At 67.7% G+C, this 25212-nt stretch carries 18 protein-coding genes; 11 read left to right on the plus strand and 7 right to left on the minus strand.

What is annotated here, in order from left to right; translation table 11 throughout:
* The first annotated feature begins 161 nt into the window (after nucleotides 1-161).
* The 3 genes from AB4851_RS05875 (at nucleotide 162) to AB4851_RS05885 (ending at nucleotide 3734) form a co-directional block, all read left to right on the plus strand.
* Complete coding sequence (locus tag AB4851_RS05875; RefSeq protein WP_414448832.1) at nucleotides 162-449, plus strand: hypothetical protein; 288 nt, start codon at nucleotides 162-164, stop codon at nucleotides 447-449.
* A gap of 107 nt (nucleotides 450-556) precedes the next feature.
* On the plus strand, nucleotides 557-847 hold the full coding sequence (locus tag AB4851_RS05880) for an H-NS family nucleoid-associated regulatory protein (RefSeq protein WP_414442033.1): 291 nt from the start codon (nucleotides 557-559) through the stop codon (nucleotides 845-847).
* Nucleotides 848-1364: 517 nt separating this feature from the next.
* Entirely contained in the window at nucleotides 1365-3734 is a 2370-nt protein-coding gene (locus AB4851_RS05885) for a GNAT family N-acetyltransferase (protein WP_414448833.1), read from the plus strand.
* Nucleotides 3735-3892: 158 nt separating this feature from the next.
* Here AB4851_RS05885 and AB4851_RS05890 read toward each other — a convergent pair whose 3' ends face one another.
* Nucleotides 3893-4444 carry a hypothetical protein gene (locus tag AB4851_RS05890; protein WP_414448834.1) on the minus strand — a complete coding sequence of 184 codons (552 nt, stop codon included), beginning with the start codon at nucleotides 4442-4444 and terminating at the stop codon, nucleotides 3893-3895.
* 252 nt (nucleotides 4445-4696) lie between these two features.
* A complete protein-coding gene (locus tag AB4851_RS05895; RefSeq protein ID WP_414448835.1) occupies nucleotides 4697-5521 on the minus strand; it encodes an IclR family transcriptional regulator in 825 nt (274 codons plus the stop codon).
* Nucleotides 5522-6035: 514 nt separating this feature from the next.
* Here AB4851_RS05895 and AB4851_RS05900 point away from each other — a divergent pair.
* Entirely contained in the window at nucleotides 6036-6884 is an 849-nt protein-coding gene (locus tag AB4851_RS05900; RefSeq protein WP_414448836.1) for an ureidoglycolate lyase, read from the plus strand.
* A gap of 321 nt (nucleotides 6885-7205) precedes the next feature.
* On the opposite strand, the gene AB4851_RS05905 is transcribed toward AB4851_RS05900, so the two are convergent.
* Complete coding sequence (locus AB4851_RS05905; protein WP_414448837.1) at nucleotides 7206-7400, minus strand: hypothetical protein; 195 nt, start codon at nucleotides 7398-7400, stop codon at nucleotides 7206-7208.
* Between the two features lie 139 nt (nucleotides 7401-7539).
* Here AB4851_RS05905 and AB4851_RS05910 point away from each other — a divergent pair, with 139 nt between their 5' ends.
* Together AB4851_RS05910 and AB4851_RS05915 are read left to right on the plus strand one after the other, a co-directional pair.
* Entirely contained in the window at nucleotides 7540-8250 is a 711-nt protein-coding gene (locus AB4851_RS05910; RefSeq protein ID WP_414448838.1) for an N-acyl amino acid synthase FeeM domain-containing protein, read from the plus strand.
* Between the two features lie 165 nt (nucleotides 8251-8415).
* Complete coding sequence (locus tag AB4851_RS05915; RefSeq protein ID WP_414448839.1) at nucleotides 8416-11367, plus strand: putative bifunctional diguanylate cyclase/phosphodiesterase; 2952 nt, start codon at nucleotides 8416-8418, stop codon at nucleotides 11365-11367.
* Between the two features lie 198 nt (nucleotides 11368-11565).
* Here the strand turns inward: AB4851_RS05915 and AB4851_RS05920 are convergent, their stop codons facing one another.
* On the minus strand, nucleotides 11566-13788 hold the full coding sequence (locus AB4851_RS05920; RefSeq protein WP_414448840.1) for a TonB-dependent receptor: 2223 nt from the start codon (nucleotides 13786-13788) through the stop codon (nucleotides 11566-11568).
* A 298-nt stretch (nucleotides 13789-14086) separates the two neighbouring features.
* Nucleotides 14087-16120: a propionate catabolism operon regulatory protein PrpR gene (gene prpR / locus AB4851_RS05925; protein ID WP_414448841.1), complete on the minus strand. Its 2034-nt coding sequence runs from the start codon at nucleotides 16118-16120 to the stop codon at nucleotides 14087-14089.
* A gap of 209 nt (nucleotides 16121-16329) precedes the next feature.
* Here prpR and prpB point away from each other — a divergent pair, with 209 nt between their 5' ends.
* The 4 genes from prpB (at nucleotide 16330) to prpF (ending at nucleotide 22418) form a co-directional block, all read left to right on the plus strand.
* Nucleotides 16330-17223 carry a methylisocitrate lyase gene (prpB, locus tag AB4851_RS05930; protein ID WP_414448842.1) on the plus strand — a complete coding sequence of 298 codons (894 nt, stop codon included), beginning with the start codon at nucleotides 16330-16332 and terminating at the stop codon, nucleotides 17221-17223.
* Between the two features lie 73 nt (nucleotides 17224-17296).
* Entirely contained in the window at nucleotides 17297-18466 is a 1170-nt protein-coding gene (gene prpC, locus AB4851_RS05935; RefSeq protein WP_414448843.1) for a 2-methylcitrate synthase, read from the plus strand.
* Nucleotides 18467-18523: 57 nt separating this feature from the next.
* A complete protein-coding gene (gene acnD, locus AB4851_RS05940) occupies nucleotides 18524-21118 on the plus strand; it encodes a Fe/S-dependent 2-methylisocitrate dehydratase AcnD (RefSeq protein WP_414448844.1) in 2595 nt (864 codons plus the stop codon).
* A 109-nt stretch (nucleotides 21119-21227) separates the two neighbouring features.
* Nucleotides 21228-22418, plus strand: a complete 1191-nt coding sequence (gene prpF / locus AB4851_RS05945; protein ID WP_414448845.1) for a 2-methylaconitate cis-trans isomerase PrpF — start codon at nucleotides 21228-21230, stop codon at nucleotides 22416-22418.
* 72 nt (nucleotides 22419-22490) lie between these two features.
* Here the strand turns inward: prpF and AB4851_RS05950 are convergent, their stop codons facing one another.
* The gene (locus AB4851_RS05950; protein ID WP_414448846.1) at nucleotides 22491-22934 is read right to left on the minus strand and encodes a PaaI family thioesterase; all 444 of its coding nucleotides are present in this window, start codon (nucleotides 22932-22934) and stop codon (nucleotides 22491-22493) included.
* Between the two features lie 189 nt (nucleotides 22935-23123).
* Nucleotides 23124-24233, minus strand: coding sequence for an AGE family epimerase/isomerase (locus AB4851_RS05955; protein ID WP_414449141.1), 1110 nt, complete (start codon nucleotides 24231-24233; stop codon nucleotides 23124-23126).
* 107 nt (nucleotides 24234-24340) lie between these two features.
* On the opposite strand from AB4851_RS05955, the gene AB4851_RS05960 reads away from it, so the two are divergent.
* Nucleotides 24341-25036: an MgtC/SapB family protein gene (locus AB4851_RS05960; protein ID WP_414448847.1), complete on the plus strand. Its 696-nt coding sequence runs from the start codon at nucleotides 24341-24343 to the stop codon at nucleotides 25034-25036.
* Nucleotides 25037-25212 lie beyond the last annotated feature (176 nt).

The following is a 25212-nucleotide window of genomic DNA, read 5'->3' on the forward strand; positions in this document are numbered from 1 at the left end:
AACGAGGATGCCGCACCCGGCTCGCGCATTGGGTCGACGGGTTTGTCCGTTGAACCGTTTGCCTCAAAAATGACGTGTTTTCTGGTCGGCCGAATCGACTGCCACGCCATATGGCATGGCATACTCGCGTCGTCTCGAAAGCACACAGACCGGAACCCTCCATGACACATCGATTGGCGACGGTGCCCTCGGCACGCAAGCCGACCGCACGACTTTTCCTGGCATTTGCCCTGTTCGCCAGCCTCGCAGGCTGCGGCGGCGGTGCACCGTTATTTACTTCCGATGGGCGCGCGACGACGCAGGTTTCCTGCCCCGCCGGCGGCCCGTGGGATACCTGTTTCGAGAATGCGCGCGGCATTTGCGGCGGCGATGTCGATACGATCCAGCAATCCGTCGATAACGGCAGCCGCACGCTGCTGTTCGCATGTAAAGCCAAAAGCACCAATTGAGCGGTGGCGTCTCGTCGGTCAGCCGGGACGCAATACGAAAAAATATCAACCCCGCGTAATTTGATTTCTATACTGTCCAAATAACCAAACACGGAGTGCGATCCGATATGGCGACTTATAGGCAACTGACCGTGCAGCTCGAGAAGCTGCAGCAGAAAATCGACAAGGAACGCGAAAAGGCCACCACCGACGCGATTGCCGATATCAAGGCGAAAATCGCGGAATACGACATCACGCCTGAAGAGCTTGGTTTCCGCGACGCTGCCACTGCCGCCAAACCGAAGAAGCCGCTCCCTGCCAAATACCTGAACGTGAAGACGGGCGACACCTGGAGCGGGCGCGGGCGCGCGCCGGCCTGGCTCGGCAAGAATCGGAACCGCTTCCTGATCAAGGAGTGATTCCCGAAAAACCTCACCTTTGGCGCTTTCTCCAACGGTGCGAATCGACCGCAGGTCGTTCGCGCCGTTTTGTTTTTGCGGTTTCACGCTCGTGTGAAACAATTCGGAAATTGTGTTTCCCGAAATCAATCCAACGCAATGATGCGTGGATTGCCGGTTAAATACCAATAATGACCGGTGATTTCGGCTATTTTGCGCATCGGCATCGCGCATTGGCACGTTGAACCGGGTTCGCCGCCACGCGCCGCTCGGCGCCGTGCGGCACGCACCTGGAAGGCACTCCCGAATCTCCTCACCCTCGATCCCGAACGTTCTCACCTTGCCTCCCGCATTGGCTCACCTTTGCATGACGGATGCCGGCCTGCCGCCTGCCATCGCGTCGTGCGATCGAGAGACATCGTGATGTGGATTGGCGCGCCGCGGTAGTCGGCCGTTCGGCATATAGGCAGCCCCGGGGCCTTCGCCTATGCTACGGCTCACCGTCGCGTCTCACGCGGCAACCCGAGAAGGAGGCACCGTGACCGTTCGCAATCTCGATGCGTTGTTCCAGCCGAAGTCAGTCGCCGTGGTGGGCGCGTCGCGCCGCGAAGGCAGTATTGGTGCGATCGTCTGGCGCCGCGTGCTCGATGGCGACTTCGGCGGGCCGGTGTGGCCCGTCAATCCCAAGTACGACGAACTGAGCGACTTGCGCGTGTATGCGCGTGTCTCGCAGTTGCCGGCGCCGCCGTCGATGGCGGTGGTCTGCACGCCGCCCGCCACCTGGCCCGGCATCGTCAAGCAGCTCGGCGCGCTGGGCGCGCGCGGTGCGATTCTGGTCGGCGAAGCTCGCACGGCGGGCGAGCGCGCTTCGGTCGAGCGTGCGCTCGAAGCGGCGAAGCCGTACTTGTTGCGCATCGTCGGCCCCGGCAGCCTCGGCATCGTCACGCCGCGCCTGAACGCGCATTTCGGCGCACCGGCCTATCGCGCCACGGCGGGTGGCGTGGCCTGGGTATCGCAGTCGAACGCGCTCACCAATGCCGCGCTCGGCTGGGCGCATGCGCGCGGGCTCGGTTTCTCGCACGCGGTCGCGCTGGGCGACGAGGCCGATGTCGATGCGGGCGACGTGCTCGATTACCTCGCGAGCGATCCGTCCACCAAAGCGATCCTGCTCGAACTCGACAGCGTGAAATCGGCGCGCAAGTTCATGTCGGCCGCCCGCGCCGCCGCGCGCAACAAGCCGGTGCTGGCCTTGCGTACCGGCCGCGCCGATCCCGGCGATGCGCTCTATACGGCGGCATTCCAGCGTGCCGGCATGGTGCGCGTGGAGGCGCTCGACGATCTGCTCGACGAGATCGAAACGCTCGGCATCGGCCGCATCGCCACCAGCAACGCGGCCACCGTGATCACGAGCGATGCGGGCGTGGCGAAGCTCGCCGTGGATGCACTCGGCGCAGCGGGCGACCTGACGCTCGCGCCGTGGTCGCCCGCCGCCACGGCCGCATTGGCGGCCGTGATGCCGATGCCGCGGGGGATCGAGGCCGGCAACCCGCTGCTGCTCGGCGACGATGCGCGGCCCGAGGCGTTCGGCGCGGCGGTACGTGCGCTCGGCGCACAAGGTCATGCCGGCACGCTGTTCGTTGTACATGCAACTTCTCACAGCGCGCCCGTGGATGCCGTGGCACGCGAGCTGATCGAGGCGCAGCGCATGGCTCCGCGCGGTATCGTCGCGTGCTTTTTCGGCGGTGTCGATGCGGCCGTGCGCGATGCGCTGCACGCGAACGGCATTCCCGTGCACACCACACCGCAACGGTTGGCGCGTGCTTATGCACGCCTCGTCGATTACCGTCTCGGCCGCGAATTGCTGATGCAGACGCCGGAGGGCTTGCCGCCCGAAACCCCGGCCTCGGTCGCACAGGCGCAGGAAGAAGCGCGCGCTGCCGCCGCGCGCGGCCCCGTCGAGTCGAGCGGCGAGGAGGCGGCGAACTGGCTCGCGCACTTCGGCTTGCGGGCCGCGCGCGACGATGCGCCCGATGCCGATTCGCTGATCGTCACGGTGGGTGTCGAGATGATGGACGATCAGAACTTCGGCCCGGTGTTCCGCTATTCGGTGCCGTCGGCCGATGGCGCTTCCTCACCGTTCGTCGTGTATGCCTTGCCGCCGTTCAACACCGTGCTGGCGCGCGCGGTGGTGCGCCGTTCGCCGTACGCGCAGCGGGCCGCGCCGGAGCCGTTGCTCGAAGCCCTGATGGCGCTGTCGCAGGCGGTGTGCGAGGTGCGGGAGTTGGTCGGGCTGTCGCTGGCGTTGCGCGTGTTGACGCAACGCGTCGAGATTGGCGACGTGCATCTGCGGTTCGCCACCGGGCGCGGGCGGCTGGCGATCATGCCGTATCCGCGCCGGCTGGAGCAGCGCGTCGACTGGCGCGGCACCACGATGACGGTGAGGCCGATTCGCCCCGAGGACGAGGCTGCGCATACGGCGTTGCTCGGCGCGATGACGCCCGACGATCTGCGCATGCGCTTCTTCGGTTCGATCCGCAGCTTCGATCACTCGCAGGTCGCGCGAATGACGCAGATCGACTACGACCGCGAGATGGCGCTGATCGCCACGGCCGAGGTAGCGGGCGGGCAGCGGCAGACGCTCGGCGTGGTGCGCGCCGTGGCCGATCCCGATAACGAAACTGCCGAGTTTGCGATCGCGATTCGTCCCGATCAGAAGGGCAATGGCCTGGGCCGTTTGCTGATGGCGCAGATCATTGATTACGCGCGTTCGCGCGGCACCCGGTGGTTGATCGGCGAGGCCTTGCGCGAGAACAGCGCGATGATCGGCCTTGCACGGGCAGCGGGATTCACGGTGTCGTCGGGCGAGGAGCCGAGTGTGGTTGCATTCCGCATGAAACTGCAGGCGTGAGCGCGTTGCCGGAGATGCGACGAAGGTGAGGGGATTCGGGAGGGAGAAGGTGAGGCTTTACAGGAAGAGGCGCCGGGGCAATACAGCGACGCGCGATGCGGTTGCTGCTGCAGCATAGCCCCGGCGCAGGCGGGCACGAAGCCCGCGCCGCACGCGATTTACGCGGCGAGCTTGGTGGCAGCGTCGTCGATCAGTGCACGCGACAGCGCGAGCTCGTCGAGCAGCGGTTCGGTATAGACGGTGCCGGTTTCGCGTTCGAGGCGGGCGATGGTCAGGGCCGAGCGCGCCGTGTCCTTCGGCATGGCGATGAAGCGCTTCACCGATTCGCCGCCCGTGAAGGCGTCGAACAGGGCGGCGCGCACGTCGTCGGGCAGCGTCTTGGTCCACTGGTAGGGCTTGCCGTTGAACGTGATGGACGGCGGCAGCACGCGCTCCTTCTTGCTGGCCGAGATCAGGCCGTAGGTGCGAGCCGCGTCGCCGATCTGTTCGGGCGAAAACAGTTCGTCGGGCGAGATATCGAATTGCGTGATGTACGACTCGATCGCCTGCATGGCGGCCGCGCGGTCGTCGCGCTTTTTCTGCGCGCGGGCAACGATATCGCGCAGTTCATCCGCCTCTTCGGGCGTGATCGTGAAGCTTGCCTGCTTCTGCTGAAGTTCGGAGAAACGCTGGAATTCGAGATCGGTCAGAAGTTTGGCCATGAGGGTCATCGTGAGCGCGCCGCTCGGTAAGCGGGCGTCGTTTGCGGAAGGGGCCGCCATTTTAGCGTCGTGCGGCGATGCGATCCAGCACGCGCTTGCCGTTTCCGGTTCGCGCGGCGGTCGCGAGCCGGTGCAAGCGAGCACCGGCGGGCCTCTCGCGGCTTGCGCGCCGTTGCGCCGCACGAGGGATTCGCTGGGCGAAACACCGCTCGATGTCCGCTCGCGGCCCCGCTCGTGCCTCAGGCTCGGCTCAAGCCCGGCTCAAGCCGCGTGCAGGTCGCTCATCGACAGCCCGCCTGCGGTGCGGCGCAGCAGTTCGGTGACGTCGTCGAGCGACGGGCCGCCGGCCGCGTCGATCCGCTGCACGTACGGGCAGGTCAGTACCGCGATGGCATGGCCCGACGGCCCGAGCACCGGGAACGCCAGATCGGTGACGCCGTAGGCGCGACGCGATTCCTGGCGGAGACAGCCGTCGGTGCGCAGGGTCGTGGCGGTGGCTTCGAATGCGGCGGCGTCGAACGGCGCCGCGCCGGCCAGCTTCGCGTGTTGGCCGGCCATGTGCTCGCGCTGGCCTCGGGTCTGGAACGCCAGCATCAATTGCCCGCAGGCGGTGTCGGCCAGGCCGACGCGCGAGCCGAGGCGCACGGTGATGCCCCACGCGCCCGGGTCGTCCACCTGCGCGATCACGAGCAGGCTGCCGCGATCGTAGACGGACAAGTGGCAGGACTGGCCGGCCGTGTCGGCGAAACGCTGCATCAGCGGCAGCGCCTCGTCGATCAGGCGGCTCATCGGCGGATGGCGATGGGCGAGCGCGAACAGCTTGAGGCTCAGCGTGTAGCGGTCGCCTCCCGACGAACGCGTGACGTACTGGCGTGCCACCAGGCGTTCGAGCATCCGGTAGATCTCGCTCGCATTGCGGCTCAGTTGCTTGGTGATTTCGGTGCGGGTCAGGCCTTCTTTCTGCTCCGCAAGCAGTTCGAGGATATCGAGCCCCTTGTCGAGCGCCGGTGCGCGGTAACGCTCGACTTCCTCGAGGGTGCAGGGGGGCGTGGCGGGTTTCGAGAAAGCTGCAGGTGTGATCGGCATGGTGATTCGTCATTGCATGGCCGGGCGCCCGTGAGCCGACGAAGCGGCGAGCGTGCCCGGCCGGGGCTTACAGGAATTGCAGTCGGCACAGTGCGTCTGGCAGTGAACGCGCTACGCCGCCATCGAGCGAACGCCAGGAGCGGGGGAATCGATGACGCTGTTTATCGAGAAGAGGTAAACGAAAAGGAATGGATCGTAGGCATGATATCGCCCGGTTGGCGAGCGAATTTAGTGGTGGGGTTCGAGCCGAATTTCCTCGATCGGGCGAGAGGCCCGCCGCTTCGTGGTGGTGGTCGTGTCCGAGCGTTGTCAACGTGTTGTCATGTGACAACATCCGATGCGATCGTGACCCGATAATCGTCGTATTTCACTAAGCATTACGTCAGCCGCGTGTCCGTTTATCGCACGCGCCTGCACGCGCAACGGCAGATTTCCGGCCGCCGCGCGCGGGTGGCAACGCAGGCACAATCGGTCGTCGCCGCCGGTCCGGCGGTTCAACCGGAGGAAGCTCGTCATGAAACTGTTGCGTTACGGCCCGGTGGGCCAGGAAAAGCCCGGTCTGCTCGACGCGCAAGGCCAGATCCGCGATCTGTCGGCGGTGATCCCCGATCTCGCCGGCGACGCGCTGTCGGATGTGTCGTTCGAGCGGCTGCGTGCGCTCGACGTCGGTGCGCTGCCGCTCGTGCCCGGCGCGCCGCGCATCGGCGCGTGTGTTGGCCAGATCGGCAAGTTCGTCTGCATTGGTCTGAACTATGCCGATCACGCGGCGGAATCGGGGCTGGCCGTGCCCACCGAACCAGTGGTGTTCGCGAAATGGACCAGCGCGGTGTGCGGGCCGGACGACGGCATCGAGATTCCGCGCGATTCGGTCAAGACCGATTGGGAAGTGGAACTGGGGGTGGTGATCGGGCGCGCCTGCAAGAACGTCGATGAAGCCGATGCGCTCGACTACGTGGCCGGCTACTGCGTGATCAACGATGTGTCCGAGCGCGAATGGCAGATCGAGCGTGGCGGCCAATGGGACAAGGGCAAGGGGTTCGACACGTTCGGCCCGATCGGCCCGTGGCTCGTCACGCGCGACGAGGTGGCCGATCCGCAGCAGCTCGACCTGTGGCTCGAAGTGGATGGCCATCGCTACCAGAACGGCAACACGCGCACCATGATCTTCAGCGTCGCAAAGGTGATCGCCTACCTGTCGCGCTGCATGAGCCTGCAACCCGGCGACGTGATCTCGACCGGCACGCCGCCCGGCGTGGGGATGGGCGTGAAGCCGTCGCCCGTCTATCTGAAGCCGGGCCAGACGGTGCGTCTCGGGATCGCCGGCCTCGGCGAGCAACGTCAGACGACGCGCGCTGCTGTCTGAACCGGGCGAGCCGTTCAGCGGCCCCGAGTCGGCTCCGGAAAGATCCGGCAACACGCCGCAGTACGCCGAAACATTCGCCATCGGCGCTTCGTGCGAATGCGTGGCAGCAGGCCGCGCATTCGCACGGAAATCATTGCTGCCGACGGATGGTTGCTTGCGCACCTAATAAGTGCGCCCCGCGCTTTTCAGCACCTTCTCCCGCGCTTCGCCGCATCGGGCGCCGTGGCCGCCCCCGATTCAATTCGCCACCCGCGTCCTTTTCAGCGGTCGCTGATTTATTACAGAGCCGGAGAACTCCCGTAAAAATCATCGTTGCGCTATTCAGGAAATCACCTCGAAACCGGGTTGCACCTCGATTAGTCCAACCCCGTAAATTGCCGGGAAATTGCTGAAAAGCCAGCGCCGGCAAGGCTTTCCAAAGTGCCATTCGGCATCGGCGGGCACGATGCCGGGCGACTTGTCCGATCCGTTTCCCGACCCCCAATTCTTATCAATGAATCGGGAATGGAAATTCATCAATTATTCCAGGTAGGTAAGCGGTCTTTCGTGACGTTTCAGATAGTTGTTTCGTGCGAATCTCGATTCGCGTCGCGGTTTGCCCGAATGGCGGGCGCATCGCACGACGTCTTTTCCACGAAATGCTACGGAGCTCACCATGGATCGCGTTAATCCTTCCCTTCTCGCCACCGGTTCGCTGCTTGTCGACCCGATCATCCCGCCCGTCGATCTGCCGCTGCGCAGCGAACGTCTGCCGTTTACGATCCGCGCCGTCTACGACGAAGCGGATCTCGAGCGCGTGGTGGCCATGCGCCGCTCGGCCTATGGCCGTCACACGCCGGAATTCGCCGACACGATGGCGGTCGAGGCGATCGACCGCCGTCACGACACGGTCGTGCTGCTGGCCGAATCGCGTCTCGATCGCGAGCCGGTCGGCACCATGCGGATTCAGACCAACGCGCATGGGCCGTTGCCGCTTCAAGCGTCGGTGGCGCTGCCCGATTGGCTGACCGATTGCCGGCTCGCCGAAGCAACCCGGCTGGCGGTGCGCGGCGGCATGATCGGCCGCGCGGTGAAAGTCGCGCTATGCAAGGCCTTGTTCACGTACTGCCGTGAAGCGGCAATCGACTGGATGGTGATCACGGCACGCTCGCCGCTCGATCGTGATTACCAGTCGATGTTGTTCGACGATGTGTTCGGCGCGAACGAGTTCTTCCCGATGGCGCACGTCGGCGGCATGCCGCACCGGGTGCTGGCCAAGCCGGTTGCGGCGGCGCAGCGCCGCTGGGCGGAAGTACAGCATCCTCTGTATGGCTATGTGTTCGAGACGCACCATCCGGACATCGACGTGACGCCGCGCCGGGCCTGATGCACGGGCCGGGCCGCAGCGTTTCGCGATGCCCGGCACGCCCGGCCTTCGGGCCGGGCGCATGGGCCGTTTTCGGTCATCATCCTTCACATTTAAAGGCAGCGGATTGCATGAAGGCCGATTAGAATCGGGAACGTTTCGGGGTGCGACAGGAGGAGAGGGGTTATGCGGCTGTCCGAGTGGGTTTCAGAATTCAGACAGCTGACCAGCGGGCGATTTTTCGACCGCGGCTTCGATCTGTTCTCCATCTATCTCGTCCCCGCGCTGCTCGCCGTTGCCACGGCGCTGTTCTTCTCCGTGTCGCCGTCGGGAAATGTGGCGATCGACACCGTCCCGCTCGGCTTTCATGCCTATATCGATCGCACCGGCCAGGCCTCGCGGGCCGACGCCGCGCGCGAACTGAACGCCGCGCCGCTCACCCTGCGCTTCGGCACCCATCTGTCGGAGTATCCGGTCTGGATGCGGCTCGACGGCCAGCCGGCCGCCGCGCAACCCGATACCCACAATTACGTCGCCTTCGCGTCGCGGCATGCCAAATCGCTGTCGTGCTGGAACGCCGACACGCTCGCGCTGATCGGCAGCGCCGACCGCATCACGACGCAAGGCGCGATGCAGACGGCCGCCGCCGGCTTCGCGCTGCGTATCGACGCGGCCAACGACGGTGCGGCGATCCTCTGCCGCGGCTTCTACAGCGGCCCGGCCTACGTCACGGCGAGCCGCCTGACCGGGCGCGCGCTGTCGGCCACGCGCCTGCAGTTCGAGCGCAGCGCCTCGCTGATCTGCGGCGGCCTGCTGACGCTGGCGATCTTCATCTTCGTCACGGCCGTGATCAATCGCGAGTGGACCTACGTGGTGTTCGCGGTGTGGCTGGTCGGCAACCAGCGCCTGGCCGCCAACGCGCTCGGCTTCGACAACATCTGGCTCGACCACACGATCCCGCCGAACTGGATCGACTTCGTCCGGCAACTGACGTTCTCGGTGTATTACATCGTGACGGTCTCGCTGTTCGGGCGGCTGTTCCGCCGCGAGATCGGCCAGGTGTCGCTGCTGTGGCTGCTGAAGATCGTCCAGGTGGGCGGCGGCCTGATGCTGCTGCTGGCCGTGGTGCTGCCGTACCGGCTGTATATCCCCGCGCTGTGGGCGCTGGCCGGCATCGGCATGCTGATGCTGCTGTTCGTGCTCGCGCAGATGCTGCTGCGCGCCCGCACGCGCACCGTGATCTGGTACGTGGCGTCGCTGTCGGTGGTGCTGTTCTCGATCCTGTCCGAAGTGTTCGCGGCCGCGCTCGGCACGCGCCTGCTGTTCGGCGTGCTGAACCCGGTGGCTACCTCGCTGGCGTCGAGCATGATGGCCGCGTTCGCGATCGCCGAGCAGATGCGCGCCGACCGCGCCCGCCGCCAGAAATCCGAAACCGAACTGCGCAATACCTACGAACTGACGCCGATCGGCCTGTTCACGCTCGATCCCGACGGCCGCTTCGCGCGCGCGAACCCGGCGCTGCTGTCGATGCTCGGCCTCGATCGCGATACCTACCGCCAGCGGCTCTGGCTCGACTTCTTCGACAAGGGCTCGTGGACCCAACTGCGCGAGCTGGCCATGCGGGGCGGCGCGAGCGCGATCGAAATCAACGGTGCGCACGACGCGCACACCATGAACCACCGCTACTCGCTGCGCGCGATCTTCTCCGAGAACGCCTACGAAGGCTCGCTGGAGGAAGTCACCGAGCGCGCCGAGGCCGTCGCGCGGCTGCATTACCTGGCCGAGCACGATTCGCTGACGCGCGCGCTGAACCGGCGCGGCATCGAGCATGTGATGGAAGGCCTGCTGGCGGCGCGCACCCCCTGGTCGGTTGCCTATGTCGATCTCGACCGCTTCAAGCTGATCAACGACATGTTCGGCCACGCCTCCGGCGACGAGGTGCTGCGCCAGCTCGTGGTGCGCATGAAATCCTGCCTCGACGGGCGCGGCGTCATTGGCCGGATCGGCGGCGACGAATTCGTTTGCGTATTCGCCAACACCAGCGTCGACGAGGCCGCCGCGCTGTGCCTGCGCCTCGAAAGCGCGGTCAGCGGCTTGCCCTACCCGATCGGCAGCCGCGCGTTCCGCGTGCGAGCCTCGATCGGCGTGGTCGAGTGCATGCCGAACATGTCGGTGCAGGACGTGGTGGCGCACGCGGATCTCGCCTGCCGCGAATCGAAGCGCGACGGCAACGGCAAGGTGATCGTCTACCGCAGCGACGCGCTCGACGTCGAGCGCCGCTCGCGCGATATCGCGCTGATCGGCACGCTCAAGGAAGACACCATCCCCGACGGGCTGCTGCTGGCGATGCAGCCGATCGTGTCGGTCACGCATGCGAGCGAGGCGCTCGATTTCGAGGTGCTGCTGCGGCTGCGTCGCGAGGACGGCACGGTCCTGAGCGCGGTCGATTTCATCGATGCGTTCGAGCGCTCCGGCACGATCGGCGCGATCGATTTGTGGGTGCTGTCGATGGTGCTCGACTGGATCGAGGCCAACCGGCACACGCTGGTCAAGACGCGCTTCATCTGCGTGAATTTGAGCGGCGCGTCGCTGAACGACGAGCGCGTGGTGGCCGAGATCTTCCGGCGGCTCGAGGCGCATGCGTCGATCGTCCATTTCCTGTGCCTGGAGATCACCGAGACGGTGGCGCTGCACGACCTCAAGACGAGCCAGCATTTCATCGCGCGCGCGCACGACATGGGCATCCGCATCGCGCTCGACGATTTCGGCGCGGGGCACACGTCGTTCAAGTACTTGAAGGCGCTGTCGGCCGATGCGCTGAAGATCGACGGCGAGTTCGTGAAGACCATGTGCGAGCATCCGGCCGACATCGCGATCGTCGAATCCATCGTCAACCTCGCCAAGAACCTCGGCATGCGCACCATCGCCGAATGGGTGGAGGACGTGAAGACTTTCGAGGCGCTGCGCTCGATCGGCGTGGATTACGTGCAGGGTTACGCGGTGGGGCGCCCGACCGCGCCCGAACGGATTCTCGCGGCCGTCTCCGGCCTCGATTTCGTGGAGATCGACGCGATCCGGCGCGTGCTGGCCGAGCCGGCGAATGCCGAGACGGGCGGCCCGTCGTTCGAGGCAGGCTGAGGCCGGGCGGCGCGTTGGACCCAGCGGAAAGGTGTGGCGTGAAGAGCGGCGCGCAACGCCGGCCCGATGCGAGGAGAGGAGGAGACCCGCAATCGAGGCCGGCGCGCGCCGCAAGCCGTGAACAACGAGAAATACAACGATCGGCACCGCAAATGGGAACCGCAGCCCGGGCCGGCGAACCGGCCCGGTTTCACATCATCAGAAGTCGGTCGTCATCGACAGCCAGATCGAACGCGGTTCGCCTTGCGTCAGGTAACCGCCGCTCGATGCCGCCGCCCAGTACGACTTGTTCGCCACGTTGCGCACCGTGATGCGGAACGTCGTGTCCTTCTTGAACAGTTGCGTCTTGTAGCGCGCGCCGAGATCGAAGCGGTTCCAGGACGGGATCGTCATGGTGTTGGCCGTGTCGACGTATTCCGAACTGGTGTGGATCCAGCGTGCGGTCAGCGTTGCGCCCGGCAGCATCGGCAGGTCGTATTCGACGTTCGCGGTGAACGTGAACTTCGGCACGCCGATCGGACGGTTGCCGTCGGTGGCGCCGCCGGCCGTGTCCTGCAGCGTGGCGTTCAGGTAGCTGGCGCCGCCGATCAGGCGCAGGCCCTTCATCGGCTCGCCGTTGACCGAGAATTCCACGCCGCGGTGACGTTCCGTGCCGTTCGCCGAGAAGATCCCGGTGGTCAGGTCGGTGTACGACATCGGCTTTTCGATCTGGAACAGCGCGAACGCGGCGCCGAAGCTGCCCGCGTCGTACTTGGTGCCGACTTCATACTGCTTCGAGCGGTACGGGGCGAGCACTTCGCCGAAGTTGCGCGCGTTCTGCGGCGCGGCGTCGCCGGCCGTCAGCGCTTCGCTGCGGTTCGCGTAGATCGCCCAGTCGTTGGTCGGCTTGAACACCAGGCCGAACACCGGCGAGGTGACCGACTTGTTGTAGACGCTGCTGACCGAGCCCGTGTAACCGTAGTTGGTGGTGGCGATCGACTGGGTGCGGGCGCCGAGCGTGAACAGCACGCGGTCGTTCAGGAAGCCGAGCGTGTCCGACACGGCGACGGACCGCGTCCAGGTCATGGCGGTGGTGCCCGGATCGGACAGATCGCCGCCGGAGCCGACCGTGGCCGGATACGGCACCGCCGCCGGGTTGACCAGCGACGACGAGAACGAATTCGCGAACGTGTAGGCCGACTGCGAGTTCAGGCGCGTGTAGGCGGCGCCGAACGACACCATGTGCGAGACGGGGCCGGTCGTGAAGTGGCCGCGCACGCCGGCTTCGGCCGATTGCGCGTCTTCCTTGTGCGGCACGCCGAGGCGGCTCATGGTGACCGCGCCGGTGGCGGCGTTGTAGGTGGGCGAGGTGTATTCGCCGTGCTCGTCGGTGTGACGCGCGCCGCCCGCCACGTAGGCCGTCCAGCCCGGCGCGAAATCGTATTCGGCGCGCAACTGGCCGACGGTGTCTTCCAGATCGCTGAACGCCCACGGCTGCGAGTAGTTGCCGGTGGCCGACGGCGGCGCGGGCAGTGCGCCCGTGCCGCTGATGTACACCACGTTGCGGCCTTCGTCGTCGCGCACGCGTTGATGCAGGAAATCGGCGTACAGGCGCAGCTTGTCGCCGCGATAGTCGAGCGCGAGCGCTTGCGTGGTGGCGCGGTGGTGGGCGTCGTCGATGTCGGTCGAGCCGCCGCTGGTGGCCTGGTTGGCGCGGATGCCGAACTGGCCTTCGCTGCCGAAGCGGCGGCCGATGTCGATGTGCTCGCCCACCTGGCCGCCGGTGCTGCCGTCGAGCGTGACGCGCGTGAGCGGCTTGTCGTCGGCGCGCTTCAGCTGGATGTTGATGCCGCCGCCCACGGCCGAGCCGGTCGGCGACGCACCGCTCAGGAACGCGTTGGCGCCCTTCAGCACGTCGATGCGCTCGACCGCGTCGGTCGCCACGAGCTGGCGCGGCGTGACGCCGTACAGGCCGTTCATCGAGATGTCGTCGCCGGCCAGCGTGAAGCCGCGAATCACGAAGGTCTGCGAGAAGTTGCCGAAGCCGAACGCGGTGCGCACCGCCGGATCGTTATCGAGCACGTCCGCCAGCGTACGCGCCTGCTGGTCTTCGATCAGCTTCGACGTGTAGGTGGTCATGCTGAACGGCACGTTGATGTTGCGCTGCTTGCCGAGCACGCCGTAATCCGTGCCGCGCGCCACCTGGCCGCCGCCGAAGGTCGGCGACAGGTCGCCGGGCAGCTCCTCGACCTTGCCCTTGACGGCGACGGTCGGCAGCGAGGCGGAGGCGCTCGCGGCGGACGTGCTGGCCGGGGTGGCCGGTGCGGCGGTGCTGGTTTGCGCCGAAGCGGCGGCAGGGAAGGCGCAGGCTGCCGCAAGCGACAGGCAGGCCCAGGAGATCGGCGAAAGAGCCCAGGCGGGCGAAGGGTGGCTGGATGACATAGGACGCACTAACGGATTGATGAAATCTCCGTCCCAGGGCGTCGTTCGGAATCCGGGCGGGCCGGCCATTCCGTCAATCGGTCCTGCGAGGCTTGGACGAAGCGGGACGGCACTTTTTATTGAGACGCGACTATAAATTAAATGCGAATCATTGTCATCTTCAAAGTAATTCTCATGTCGGAATGTGACAACAGGCGGGGCAGGCAAAGGCGGGGGCGTGCTTGAAAGCCCCGCCGGGCGGCCTTTGCGGGGATTTCGGGGGAGCCGGTGCGGCGCTGAGGCCGCCCGACGCGCCGCCTCAGCGGGGGCGTTTCGGCTTGACGGCGTGGGTGCCGGTGCCTGCGGCGGTGGCGGCCAGCTTGCGCCACAGCGTCGTCTTGCTGATGCCGAGCACGGCGCAGGCGCGCTCGCGGTCGCCATCGCAGGCGTCGAGCACGGCGCGGATTTCGTCGGCTTCGACGCGGCGGCGGCGTTCGTGGAGTGTCGGCGCGGCGTCCTGCGGTGCGGCGAGCGCCTCCGTGCCGACGCTCTCGCCCGGCACGAACAGCTCCGGCGCGATCGCGTACAGCGCATCGAGCGACAACGGCGCGCTGCCGTCATCGCCATGCTCGCCGCTCTCGCTCTCGTCTTCCGCCAATTCCACCGCGACCCGCTCGATCACGTTCTGCAACTCGCGCACGTTGCCCGGCCAGCGGTGCCGCGCCAGCGCGCCCGCCACCGGCGCGACGATGCGCGCCGCATCCCCGGCGTCGCGCACGCGCGTGGCGAGCCGCGGCTCGCGCCGCGCCGCCTGCGCGAGCAGCTCGGTGGCCAGCGCGGCGATATCGGCGGGCCGCTCGCGCAGCGGCGGCAGCGCGATGTTGAGGATGTTGAGCCGGTAATAGAGATCGGCGCGGAAGCTGCCGGCCTCCACCGCGTCGAGCAGCGTGCGGTGCGTGGCGGCCACGATCCGCACGTCGATGCGGATCGGTTCGGTCGAGCCGAGCCGCACCACCTCGCGCTCCTGCAACACGCGCAGCAGCCGGCTTTGCAGCGACAGCGGCATTTCGCCGATTTCGTCGAGAAACAGCGTGCCGCGATGCGCGGCTTCGAACAGGCCCGCCTTGCCGCCGCGCCGCGCGCCGGTGAACGCGCCCTCGTCATAGCCGAACAGCTCGCTTTCTAGCAGCGCCTCGGGAAACGCGCCGCAATTCATCGCCACGAACGGGAACGCGCGGCGCGCGCTCAGGGCGTGCAGGCTCTGCGCGATCATTTCCTTGCCGGTGCCGCTTTCGCCGAGGACCAGCACGGTGGCGTCCGATTTGGCATAGCGGCGCGCCAGCTCGCGCACGCGCGCCATCGGCGCGGATTCGCCGATCACGTCGTCGAGCCGGTAGCGCGCCGAAAAGCGCTGCGCGTGCGGCTGCGAACGCAGCGTGCGGTCGAGCCGCTCCACCGCGCGCGATTCCTGGAACGTCAGCACGCTGCCGGTGGCCGCGCCGCTGGCCGCCAGCGGACCGCGATGCACCACGTAGCGCACGCCGCGCACGGTCGCCAGCGTGTCGCCGTCGGCACCGCGCAGCGCGGCCAGCTCGGGCGTCAGGTCGTCGAGCACGCGGCCCACGGCCGCTTGCGGATCGACGCCGAGCGCCAGCGCCAACCGCGCGTTGATGGCCTCCACGCGGCCGCGCGCATCGAGCGCCACCACGCCGTCGCGCAAGTGCTGGAGCAGGTTGTCGAGGCGCTGGCGGCGCAGCCCCTCGGCGTGCGTGGCGTGCGCCACTTCGAGCGCGGTATCCACGGCCGCGCGCACCGCCGCGTGCGAATAGAGGAACACGGTGTTCATGCCGGCCGCGCTGGCGAGATCGGTCACGAGGCCGGGGCCGACCACGGTATCGATGCCGCGCGCCTGCAGTTCGCGCACGCGCGCCTCGGCTTCCGGGCGCGACTGGTAGCTGGCGAACACGATGTCCAGCCCGAACGCGGCGGCGAAGCGGCGCAGGTCGGCCGGCGTGTCGCCGTAGCTGACCAGCGCGACGGGCGCGGCGGCGTCGCGCCGGGCGCGCGCCAGCGCATGCAGCAGGTCGTGGCCGGTGGGGCTGACCAGCACCACCGGCACGTCCACATGGGTTTTCAGGTACATGCCGTTCGAGCCGGCCGCGACGATCGCGTCGGGCCGCTCCGTGCCGGCCGTCGCCAGCGCGGCGATCGCCTCGTCGTAGCCGCTCACCACGATCCGCAGATCGGCGCGCGCGGCGTATTCGTCGGCCAGGTCGCGAAACAGCGCGCGCAGCCGGCTGATGCCGACCGCCCAGATGCGCGGGCGAAGGGGCGGGGCGGGATCGGGCGTCATGGCGGCTGGGATCGATGGCGATCGACGGAGGCGGGCGTGCATTATCGCCGTTGCATTTCAAATTTGAAATCGCGGGTTTCCATAATGAACTCGATTTCTGCCGTGCCGAATCGCATTTCGATTGCGAATCAGCCACTTAGCGCCGAACATCGAGGCTGGCCCGGGTCTTGCACTATCCAGCGGCAACGACACATGTCAGGAGACACTCGATGGGCAGTTCCCCGCTTTCCAGCGCCGGCGCGAGATTCCGCGCCGCCGTCGCCGCCGAATCGCCGCTGCAGGTGGTGGGCGCGATTACCGCCTACGCCGCCAAGATGGCCGAGGCCAGCGGCTTCAAGGCCGTCTACCTGTCGGGCGGCGGCGTGGCCGCCAATTCGCTCGGCATGCCCGATCTCGGCATCAGCACCATGGACGACGTGCTGATCGACGCGAACCGCATCACCAACGCCACCGATCTGCCGCTGCTGGTCGATATCGACACCGGCTGGGGCGGCGCCTTCAATATCGCGCGCACCATCCGCTCGTTCATCAAGGCCGGCGTGGCGGCCGTGCACCTGGAAGACCAGGTCGGCCAGAAGCGCTGCGGCCACCGGCCCGGCAAGGAATGCGTGCCGACCGCCGAGATGGTCGACCGTATCAAGGCGGCGGTCGACGCGCGCACCGACGAGCAGTTCGTCATCATGGCCCGCACCGATGTGGCCGCCGTCGAGGGGCTGGACGCGGCGATCGAGCGCGCGCAGGCCTATGTCGAGGCCGGCGCGGACATGATCTTCCCCGAGGCGATGAAGACGCTCGACGATTACCGTCGCGTCAAGGCGGCGGTTCAGGTGCCGATCCTCGCGAACCTCACGGAATTCGGCTCCACGCCGATGTTCACGCTCGACGAGCTGCGCGGCGTGAACGTCGATATCGCGCTTTACTGCTGCGGCGCGTATCGTGCGATGAACAAGGCGGCGTTGAACTTCTACGAGACCGTGCGCCGCGACGGCACCCAGAAGGCCGCCGTCCCGACCATGCAGACGCGCGCGGAGCTGTACGACTTCCTCGGCTACCACGCCTACGAAGACAAGCTCGACGAACTGTTCAGCCAGGGCCGGCACTGAGCCGCCCGAGCCGCCTGTTGCCAGGCAACGCAAACCAAGAACGGACCCTCCACCCGGATCAGGAGTACATCAGATGAGCGAGACGAAAGACGCGGCCCCGGCCGCAGCGGGCGGCTTCAAGCCGAAGAAATCGGTGGCGCTGTCGGGCGTGACCGCCGGCAACACCGCGCTGTGCACGGTCGGCCGCACCGGCAACGATCTGCACTATCGCGGTTACGACATCCTCGACGTGGCCGAAACCTGCGAGTTCGAGGAAATCGCCTACCTGCTGGTGCACGAAAAGCTGCCGTCGCTGGCCGAACTGGCCGCCTACAAGAGCAAGCTGCGCGCGATGCGCGGCCTGCCGTCCGCGCTGAAAACGGCGCTGGAGGCGATTCCCGCCTCGGCGCACCCGATGGACGTGATGCGCACCGGCGTGTCGGTGCTCGGCACCGTGCTGCCCGAGAAGGACGATCACAACCTGCCCGGCGCGCGCGACATCGCCGACCGCCTGATGGCCTCGCTCGGCTCGATGCTGCTGTACTGGTATCACTGGTCGCACAACGGCCGCCGCATCGAAACCGAAACCGACGACGATTCGATCGGCGGCCACTTCCTGCACCTGCTGCACGGCAAGACGCCGTCGAAGGCGTGGGTCGACGCGATGCACATCTCGCTGATCCTCTACGCCGAGCACGAATTCAACGCGTCCACGTTCACGGCGCGCGTGATCGCGGGCACCGGCTCCGACATCTATTCGGCCATCACCGGCGGGATCGGCGCGCTGCGCGGCCCGAAGCACGGCGGCGCGAACGAGGTGGCGTACGAAATCCAGAGCCGTTACCGCGACGCCGACGACGCCGAGGCCGACATCCGCCGCCGCGTCGAGAACAAGGAAGTCGTGATCGGCTTCGGCCATCCGGTCTACACGATCTCGGACCCGCGCAACAAGGTCATCAAGGAAGTGGCGCGCAAGCTGTCGAAGGAGGCCGGCGACACGCGGCTGTACGAGATTGCCGAGCGGCTCGAATCGGTCATGTGGGACGCCAAGAAGATGTTCCCGAACCTCGACTGGTTCAGCGCCGTGTCGTACCGCCAGATGGGCGTGCCGACCGCGATGTTCACGCCGCTGTTCGTGATCGCGCGCACCTCCGGCTGGAGCGCGCACATCATCGAGCAGCGCGTCGACAACAAGATCATCCGACCGAGCGCCAACTACACCGGGCCGGAAGACCTGAAGTTCGTGCCGATCGAGCAACGCTGATCGTGCCCTGGGCGGCCCACGGGCCGCCCTTCGTTGAACTCCCCGCAAGCCCAGAACATGAATACCGCCAATCGCAAACCGCTGCCCGGCACCGGGCTGGATTATTTCGACGCGCGCGCCGCCGTCGAGGCCCTCGCGCCCGGCGCGTGGGACACGCTGCCCTACACCTCGCGCGTGCTGGCCGAGAACCTGGTGCGCCGTTGCGAGCCCGCGCGGCTCGACGACGCGCTGCGCCAGTTGATCGAACGCCGCCGCGACAGCGACTTCCCGTGGTACCCGGCGCGCGTCGTCTGCCACGACATCCTCGGCCAGACCGCGCTGGTCGATCTCGCCGGCCTGCGCGACGCGATCGCGGCGGGCGGCGGCGATCCGGCCAAGGTCAATCCGGTGGTGCCGGTGCAACTGATCGTCGATCACTCGCTGGCCGTGGAATGCGGCGGCTTCGATCCCGATGCGTTCGCCAAGAATCGCGCGATCGAGGATCGCCGCAACGAGGATCGCTTCCACTTCATCGACTGGACCAAGACGGCCTTCGAGAACGTGGACGTGATCCCGCCCGGCAACGGCATCATGCATCAGATCAACCTGGAGAAGATGTCGCCCGTGATCGGCACGCAGGACGGCGTGGCCTATCCCGATACCTGCGTCGGCACCGACAGCCACACGCCGCACGTGGATGCGCTCGGCGTGATCGCGATCGGCGTGGGCGGCCTCGAAGCCGAGAACGTGATGCTCGGCCGCGCGTCGTGGATGCGGCTGCCCGACATCGTCGGCGTGGAGCTGACCGGCGAGCGCCAGCCCGGCATCACGGCCACCGACATCGTGCTCGCGCTGACGGAATTCCTGCGCCAGCAGAAGGTGGTGGGCGCGTACCTCGAATTCCGCGGCGCCGGCGCGGCCAGCCTGACGCTCGGCGACCGCGCGACGATCTCGAACATGGCGCCCGAATACGGCGCCACCGCCGCGATGTTCTTCATCGATGGCCGCACGCTCGACTATCTGCGCCTGACCGGCCGCAGCGACGAGCAGGTCGCGCTGGTCGAAACCTACGCGAAGACGGCCGGCCTGTGGGCCGACAGCCTCGCGAACGCGCAGTACGAACGCACGCTCGCGTTCGACCTGTCGACGGTGGTGCGCAACATGGCCGGCCCGTCGAACCCGCACAAGCGGCTGCCGACGCGCGAGCTGGCCGAGCGCGGCATCGCCGCGCCGCACGAGGACATCGCCGGGCAGATGCCCGACGGCGCGGTGATCATCGCCGCCATCACGAGCTGCACCAACACCAGCAACCCGCGCAACGTGATCGCGGCCGGCCTGCTGGCGCGCAACGCGCGTGCGCGCGGCCTGGCCCGCAAGCCGTGGGTGAAAAGCTCGCTCGCGCCCGGCTCGAAAACGGTCGAGCTTTACCTGAAGGAAGCGGGGCTGCTGGCCGATCTCGAAGCGCTCGGTTTCGGCATCGTCGCGTTCGCCTGCACCACCTGCAACGGCATGTCGGGCGCGCTCGACGCCGATATCCAGCAGGAAATCGTCGCGCGCGACCTGTACGCCACGGCGGTGCTGTCCGGCAACCGCAACTTCGACGGCCGCATCCACCCGTACGCGAAGCAGGCGTTCCTGGCCTCGCCGCCGCTGGTGGTGGCCTACGCGATCGCCGGCACGATCCGCTTCGACATCGAGAACGACGTGCTCGGCGAGGATGCCGGCGGCCAGCCGGTCAAGCTCGCCGATATCTGGCCCGACGACGCCGAGATCGACGCGATCGTCGCCGCGAGCGTCAAGCCCGAGCAGTTCCGGCTGGTGTACGAGCCGATGTTCGCGCGCACCGAGCAGGCGGGCGCCAGCGTCGCGCCGCTCTACGACTGGCGGCCGCAAAGCACCTACATCCGCCGCCCGCCGTACTGGGAAGGCGCGCTGGCGGGCGAGCGCACGCTGGCCGGGATGCGCGCGCTGGCCGTGCTCGGCGACAACATCACCACCGATCACCTGTCGCCGTCGAACGCGATCATGGCCAATAGCGCGGCCGGCGAATATCTCGCGAAGATGGGCGTGCCCGAGGAGGATTTCAATTCCTACGCCACCCATCGCGGCGATCACCTGACCGCGCAGCGCGCCACGTTCGCCAACCCCACGCTCGTCAACGAGATGGCGGTGGTGGACGGCGCCGTGAAGAAGGGTTCGCTCGCGCGCATCGAGCCGGAAGGCAAAGTGGTGCGGATGTGGGAGGCGATCGAAACCTACATGGCGCGCAAGCAGCCGCTGATCGTGGTGGCGGGCGCGGATTACGGCCAGGGCTCGTCGCGCGACTGGGCGGCCAAGGGCGTGCGGCTCGCGGGCGTGGAGGCGATCGTCGCGGAAGGCTTCGAGCGGATCCACCGCACCAACCTGATCGGGATGGGCGTGCTGCCGCTCGAATTCAAGCCCGACGCGAACCGCCTGACGCTCGGCATCGACGGCACCGAAACCTTCGACGTGATCGGCGAGCGCAAGCCGCGCGCCGACCTGACGTTGGTGATCCACCGCGCCAACGGCACACGCGTGGAGGTGCCGGTCACGTGCCGGCTCGACACGGCCGAGGAAGTGTCGATCTACGAGGCGGGCGGCGTGCTGCAACGCTTCGCGCAGGATTTCCTCGAATCGTCGCAGGCGGCGTGAGCGTCGCGGCCGGCGCGTGCGTCGGCCCATTGCATCGGGCGGAGCGGCTGCGGCCGCTCCGCGTTCGGGCGGCCCGCACGCCGCCCTCGTCATTTCAGGAAGCATCACCATGGCCCACGTTCCCCAAATCCGGATTCCCGCCACCTATTTGCGCGGCGGCACCAGCAAGGGCGTGTTCTTCCGGCTGGACGACCTGCCGGAAGCCGCCCGCACGCCCGGCGCGGCGCGCGACGCGCTGCTGCTGCGCGTGATCGGCAGCCCCGACCCGTACGGCAAGCAGACCGACGGCATGGGCGGCGCCACCTCCAGCACCAGCAAGACGGTGATCGTGTCGCGCAGCACGCGGCCCGGTCACGATGTGGATTACCTGTTCGGCCAGGTCGCGATCGACAAGGCGTTCATCGACTGGAGCGGCAACTGCGGCAACCTGTCGGCGGCGGTCGGGCCGTTCGCGATTTCCGGCGGGCTGGTCGAGGCGTCGCGGGTGCCGGAAAACGGCGTGGCCGTGGTGCGCATCTGGCAGGCCAACATCGGCAAGACCATCGTTGCGCATGTGCCGATCACGAACGGCGAGGTGCAGGAAACCGGCGATTTCGAACTCGACGGCGTGACGTTCCCGGCCGCCGAAGTGCAGCTCGAATTCATGGACCCGGCCGCCGACGAAGACGGCGCGGGCGGCGCGATGTTCCCGACCGGGCATCTGGTGGACGACCTGGAGGTGCCCGGCATCGGCACGCTGAAGGCCACCATGATCAACGCCGGCATTCCGACCATCTTCGTCAACGCCGAGGCGATCGGCTACACCGGCACCGAACTGCAGGGCGCGATCAACGGCGACGACGCCGCGCTCCAGCGCTTCGAGACGATCCGCGCCTACGGCGCGCTGCGCATGGGCCTGATCCGCTCGCTCGACGAGATCGCGCAACGCCAGCACACGCCGAAGATCGCGTTCGTCGCGCCGCCGGCCGATTACGTGGCGTCGAGCGGCAAGGCGGTCGGCGCGAAGGATGTGGACCTGCTGGTGCGCGCGATGTCGATGGGCAAGCTGCACCACGCGATGATGGGCACGGCGGCGGTGGCGATCGGCACCGCCGCCGCGATTCCGGGCACGCTCGTCAATCTGGCGGCCGGCGGCGGCGAGCGCGAGGCGGTGCGCTTCGGGCATCCGTCGGGCACGCTGCGGGTGGGCGCGCAGGCCAGTCAGAATGGCGGCGAGTGGGTGGTCACCAAGGCGATCATGAGCCGCAGCGCGCGGGTGCTGATGGAAGGCATGGTGCGCGTGCCGGGGGATGTGTTCTGAGTGGTGTCGATCGATGTTTGAACGGCGCGGGGCGCGCTGCCCGCCCCGCCCGAATCCGGTGCGGCCCGCGTGTCAGGCCGCCGTTTCCTGCGCCAGTTCGGCGCGGTCGTCCCCGAGCCGGTTGATGGTGCCCTGCGCCACCGCCACCAGCCGCTCCTCCTTGCCGTTCACCACGAATACATGACATTGGCAGGTGGCCTGATTGCGGCCGCCGTGCAGCAGCTTCGCGCGTGCCAGCAGGCGGCCGCTGGTGGCCGGGCGCAGATAGTTGATCTTGTATTCGCCGGTGACCACGCGCGGGCCGAGCGCGAGCGCGCCCGCGAAGGTCAGGGCGTTGTCGGCCAGATAGCTGATCACGCCGCCGTGCACGAAGCCGTGCTGCTGCCTGAGCTCGTCCCGGATCGACAGGCTGAGCGCGACTTCGTCTCCGCCGATGGTCATCAATTCCGTACCGAGCAGCATGCTGAACGGCTGGGCGAGAAGCGCGCCGCGCGCGTGATCCACGATGTCCGTCATCGACCTTCCTTGGCAGTGGGCGGGGCCGTGCCCCGTGCAACCGACAGGGGGCCGGCGCTTGCGCTTCACTCTAGGAAGCGCCCGGCCGATACGCAAGGAGATTCGCGGCGCGATGGCCGCTTATCCGCACCGCACGCGCGGCACGCGGCTTGCTTGACGGGCGCCCCGCGCTCAACGCGCGCCCCGCGCTCAACGCGCGCCGGGCAGCGCCGCGTAGGCGGTGACGAGGTGGTAGGGCGTGGTGGACGGCAGGTCGGCGCGCGCGACCGCGCCGTCGGCCGTCTTGCATTCGAACCAGCCGCGCGGATGCAGGAAGCGCGCCGCGAAGCGTTCGGTCTGCACGGCCAGATCGGGCGAGCCGGGTTGCGCGCCGCGCGTGGCGAGCGCGCGCAGGTATTCGGTTTGCGCCCAGATCCGCTGGGTGGCGTCGAGGCAGGCGCCGTGCGCGTCGGTGGCCGCGCACACGCCGCCCGTGACGGTATCCACGCCATGCCGCTCCGCGAACCGGTACGCGCGTTCGAGCGCGTCGGCCAGCCCGGTCGGGGCCAGCCGCGCGCCGGCCTCGTGCACCAGATAGAACCATTCGAACTGGTGGCCCGGCTCGAAGCGGTTGCCTGCGCTGCCCAGCGGCAGTTCCGCGACGCAGCCGGTGCCCGGATCGACGAAGCGCCGCTCGACCGCCTGCGCCGTGCGCAGCAGGGCCGCGTCGAAGGCGGCGTCGCCGAACGCGCTGGCGGCCGCGAGCCATGCTTCGGTCAGGTGCATCAGCGGGTTTTGCAGCGGCGGGCCGTCGAGTCGCGCGAAATTTTCGGCGCGCGCGGCGTCGAGGCAGGCGTCGCCGGGGGCAGGCGCGAAACGATCCTCGATCAGCGCGGCGGTGTGTTCGGCACGCTGGCGCGCGTCGCGATTGCCGGTGGCGGCGAAATACGCCGCGCAGGCGAACACGATGAACGCGTGGGTGTAGAGATCCTTGCTGCGGTCGAGCGGCGCGCCTTGCGCATCGACGCTGTAGTACCAGCCGCCATGTTGCCGATCGAGGAAGTTCCGGCACAATCCGTCGAACAGGGTATCCGCATGAGCCAGGTCGCCCGCGTTCGCAAACACGAACAACTGGCGCGCGCAGGCCATCGCGCGGAACCGCGTGACGGGCAGCGGGGCGTGGGTATCGGGCGCAACGGCCTCGAACGGAAGCCCCATCGACGGGTCGAACCCTGGCCCGCGCCACAGCGGCAGCACGATTTCCGCGAAATGCCGGCGCAAGTCGGCGGCCTGGTCGATGGCGGGGCGGGTAGCGGACATCATCAAAACTCGTTGGTCTATCAAGGTGCGGCGGCGCGCCGGCGGCCGGGCGAAGCGCCCGTGGCCGGCGTCATTGCGCCGACACAATAACAGGAAGGAGAGAACGCATGCTCAACAACTTCGAACTCATCATGCGGCTCGTTCTCGCGGCCGTACTCGGCAGCGTGGTCGGTTTCGAACGCGAACGGCTGTCGTGGGCCGCCGGCCTGCGCACCCACATGCTGGTGTGCGTCGGCTCGGCGCTGATCATGATCGTGTCCGCGTTCGGTTTCGCCGACGTGCTCGGCAAGCCGCAGATCGTGCTCGATCCGTCGCGGATCGCCGCGCAGGTCGTGTCGGGCATCGGCTTTCTCGGCGCGGGCTCGATCCTGATGCGCGGCGAGATCGTGCGCGGCCTGACCACGGCCGCGAGCCTGTGGTCGGTGGCGGCGGTCGGGCTGGCAGTGGGCGGCGGGCTCTACGTGGCCGCGATCGCGGCTACCGTGATCGTGCTGGTGATCCTGGCCGGCATCAAGCCGCTCGAAAAGCGCTACATCACCGTGCGCCAGCGCCGGCACATGGCGCTGCTGGTCGAGCGCGGCTCGCTGACCTTTTCGACGCTGCACGCGGCGCTCGGCACCGACAGCGCGCGCGTCAAGCAATTCATCGTGCAGCAGAGCGAGGAGCAGCCCGAATGCGACGACGTGACGATCTCGCTGGCGCGCGTCTCGTCGCTCGAATACGAGCGGATCGCTACGCAATTGCGCAAGCTGCCGGGCGTGCAGTTGTTCAAGGAACAGGAGGGTTTGGCCGGCGCGGAATGAGGCGAAACAAAGGCGCGTTGCGGGCGCGCCGCACTTCGCGCGGGACGAGCGGGCGGCCGTGCGACAATGCGGCCTTTCCGTCCCCGAGGCTGCTGGTTGCCGGGCATCCGGGCCGGCTCGCAGGCGATCGACATCGAGTGGTCGCGCCTGACGGGGCGGCGCGGATCGCGATGTCC

The organism is Burkholderia sp. 22PA0099 (genome assembly GCF_047497165.1).
Classification (GTDB): domain Bacteria; phylum Pseudomonadota; class Gammaproteobacteria; order Burkholderiales; family Burkholderiaceae; genus Burkholderia.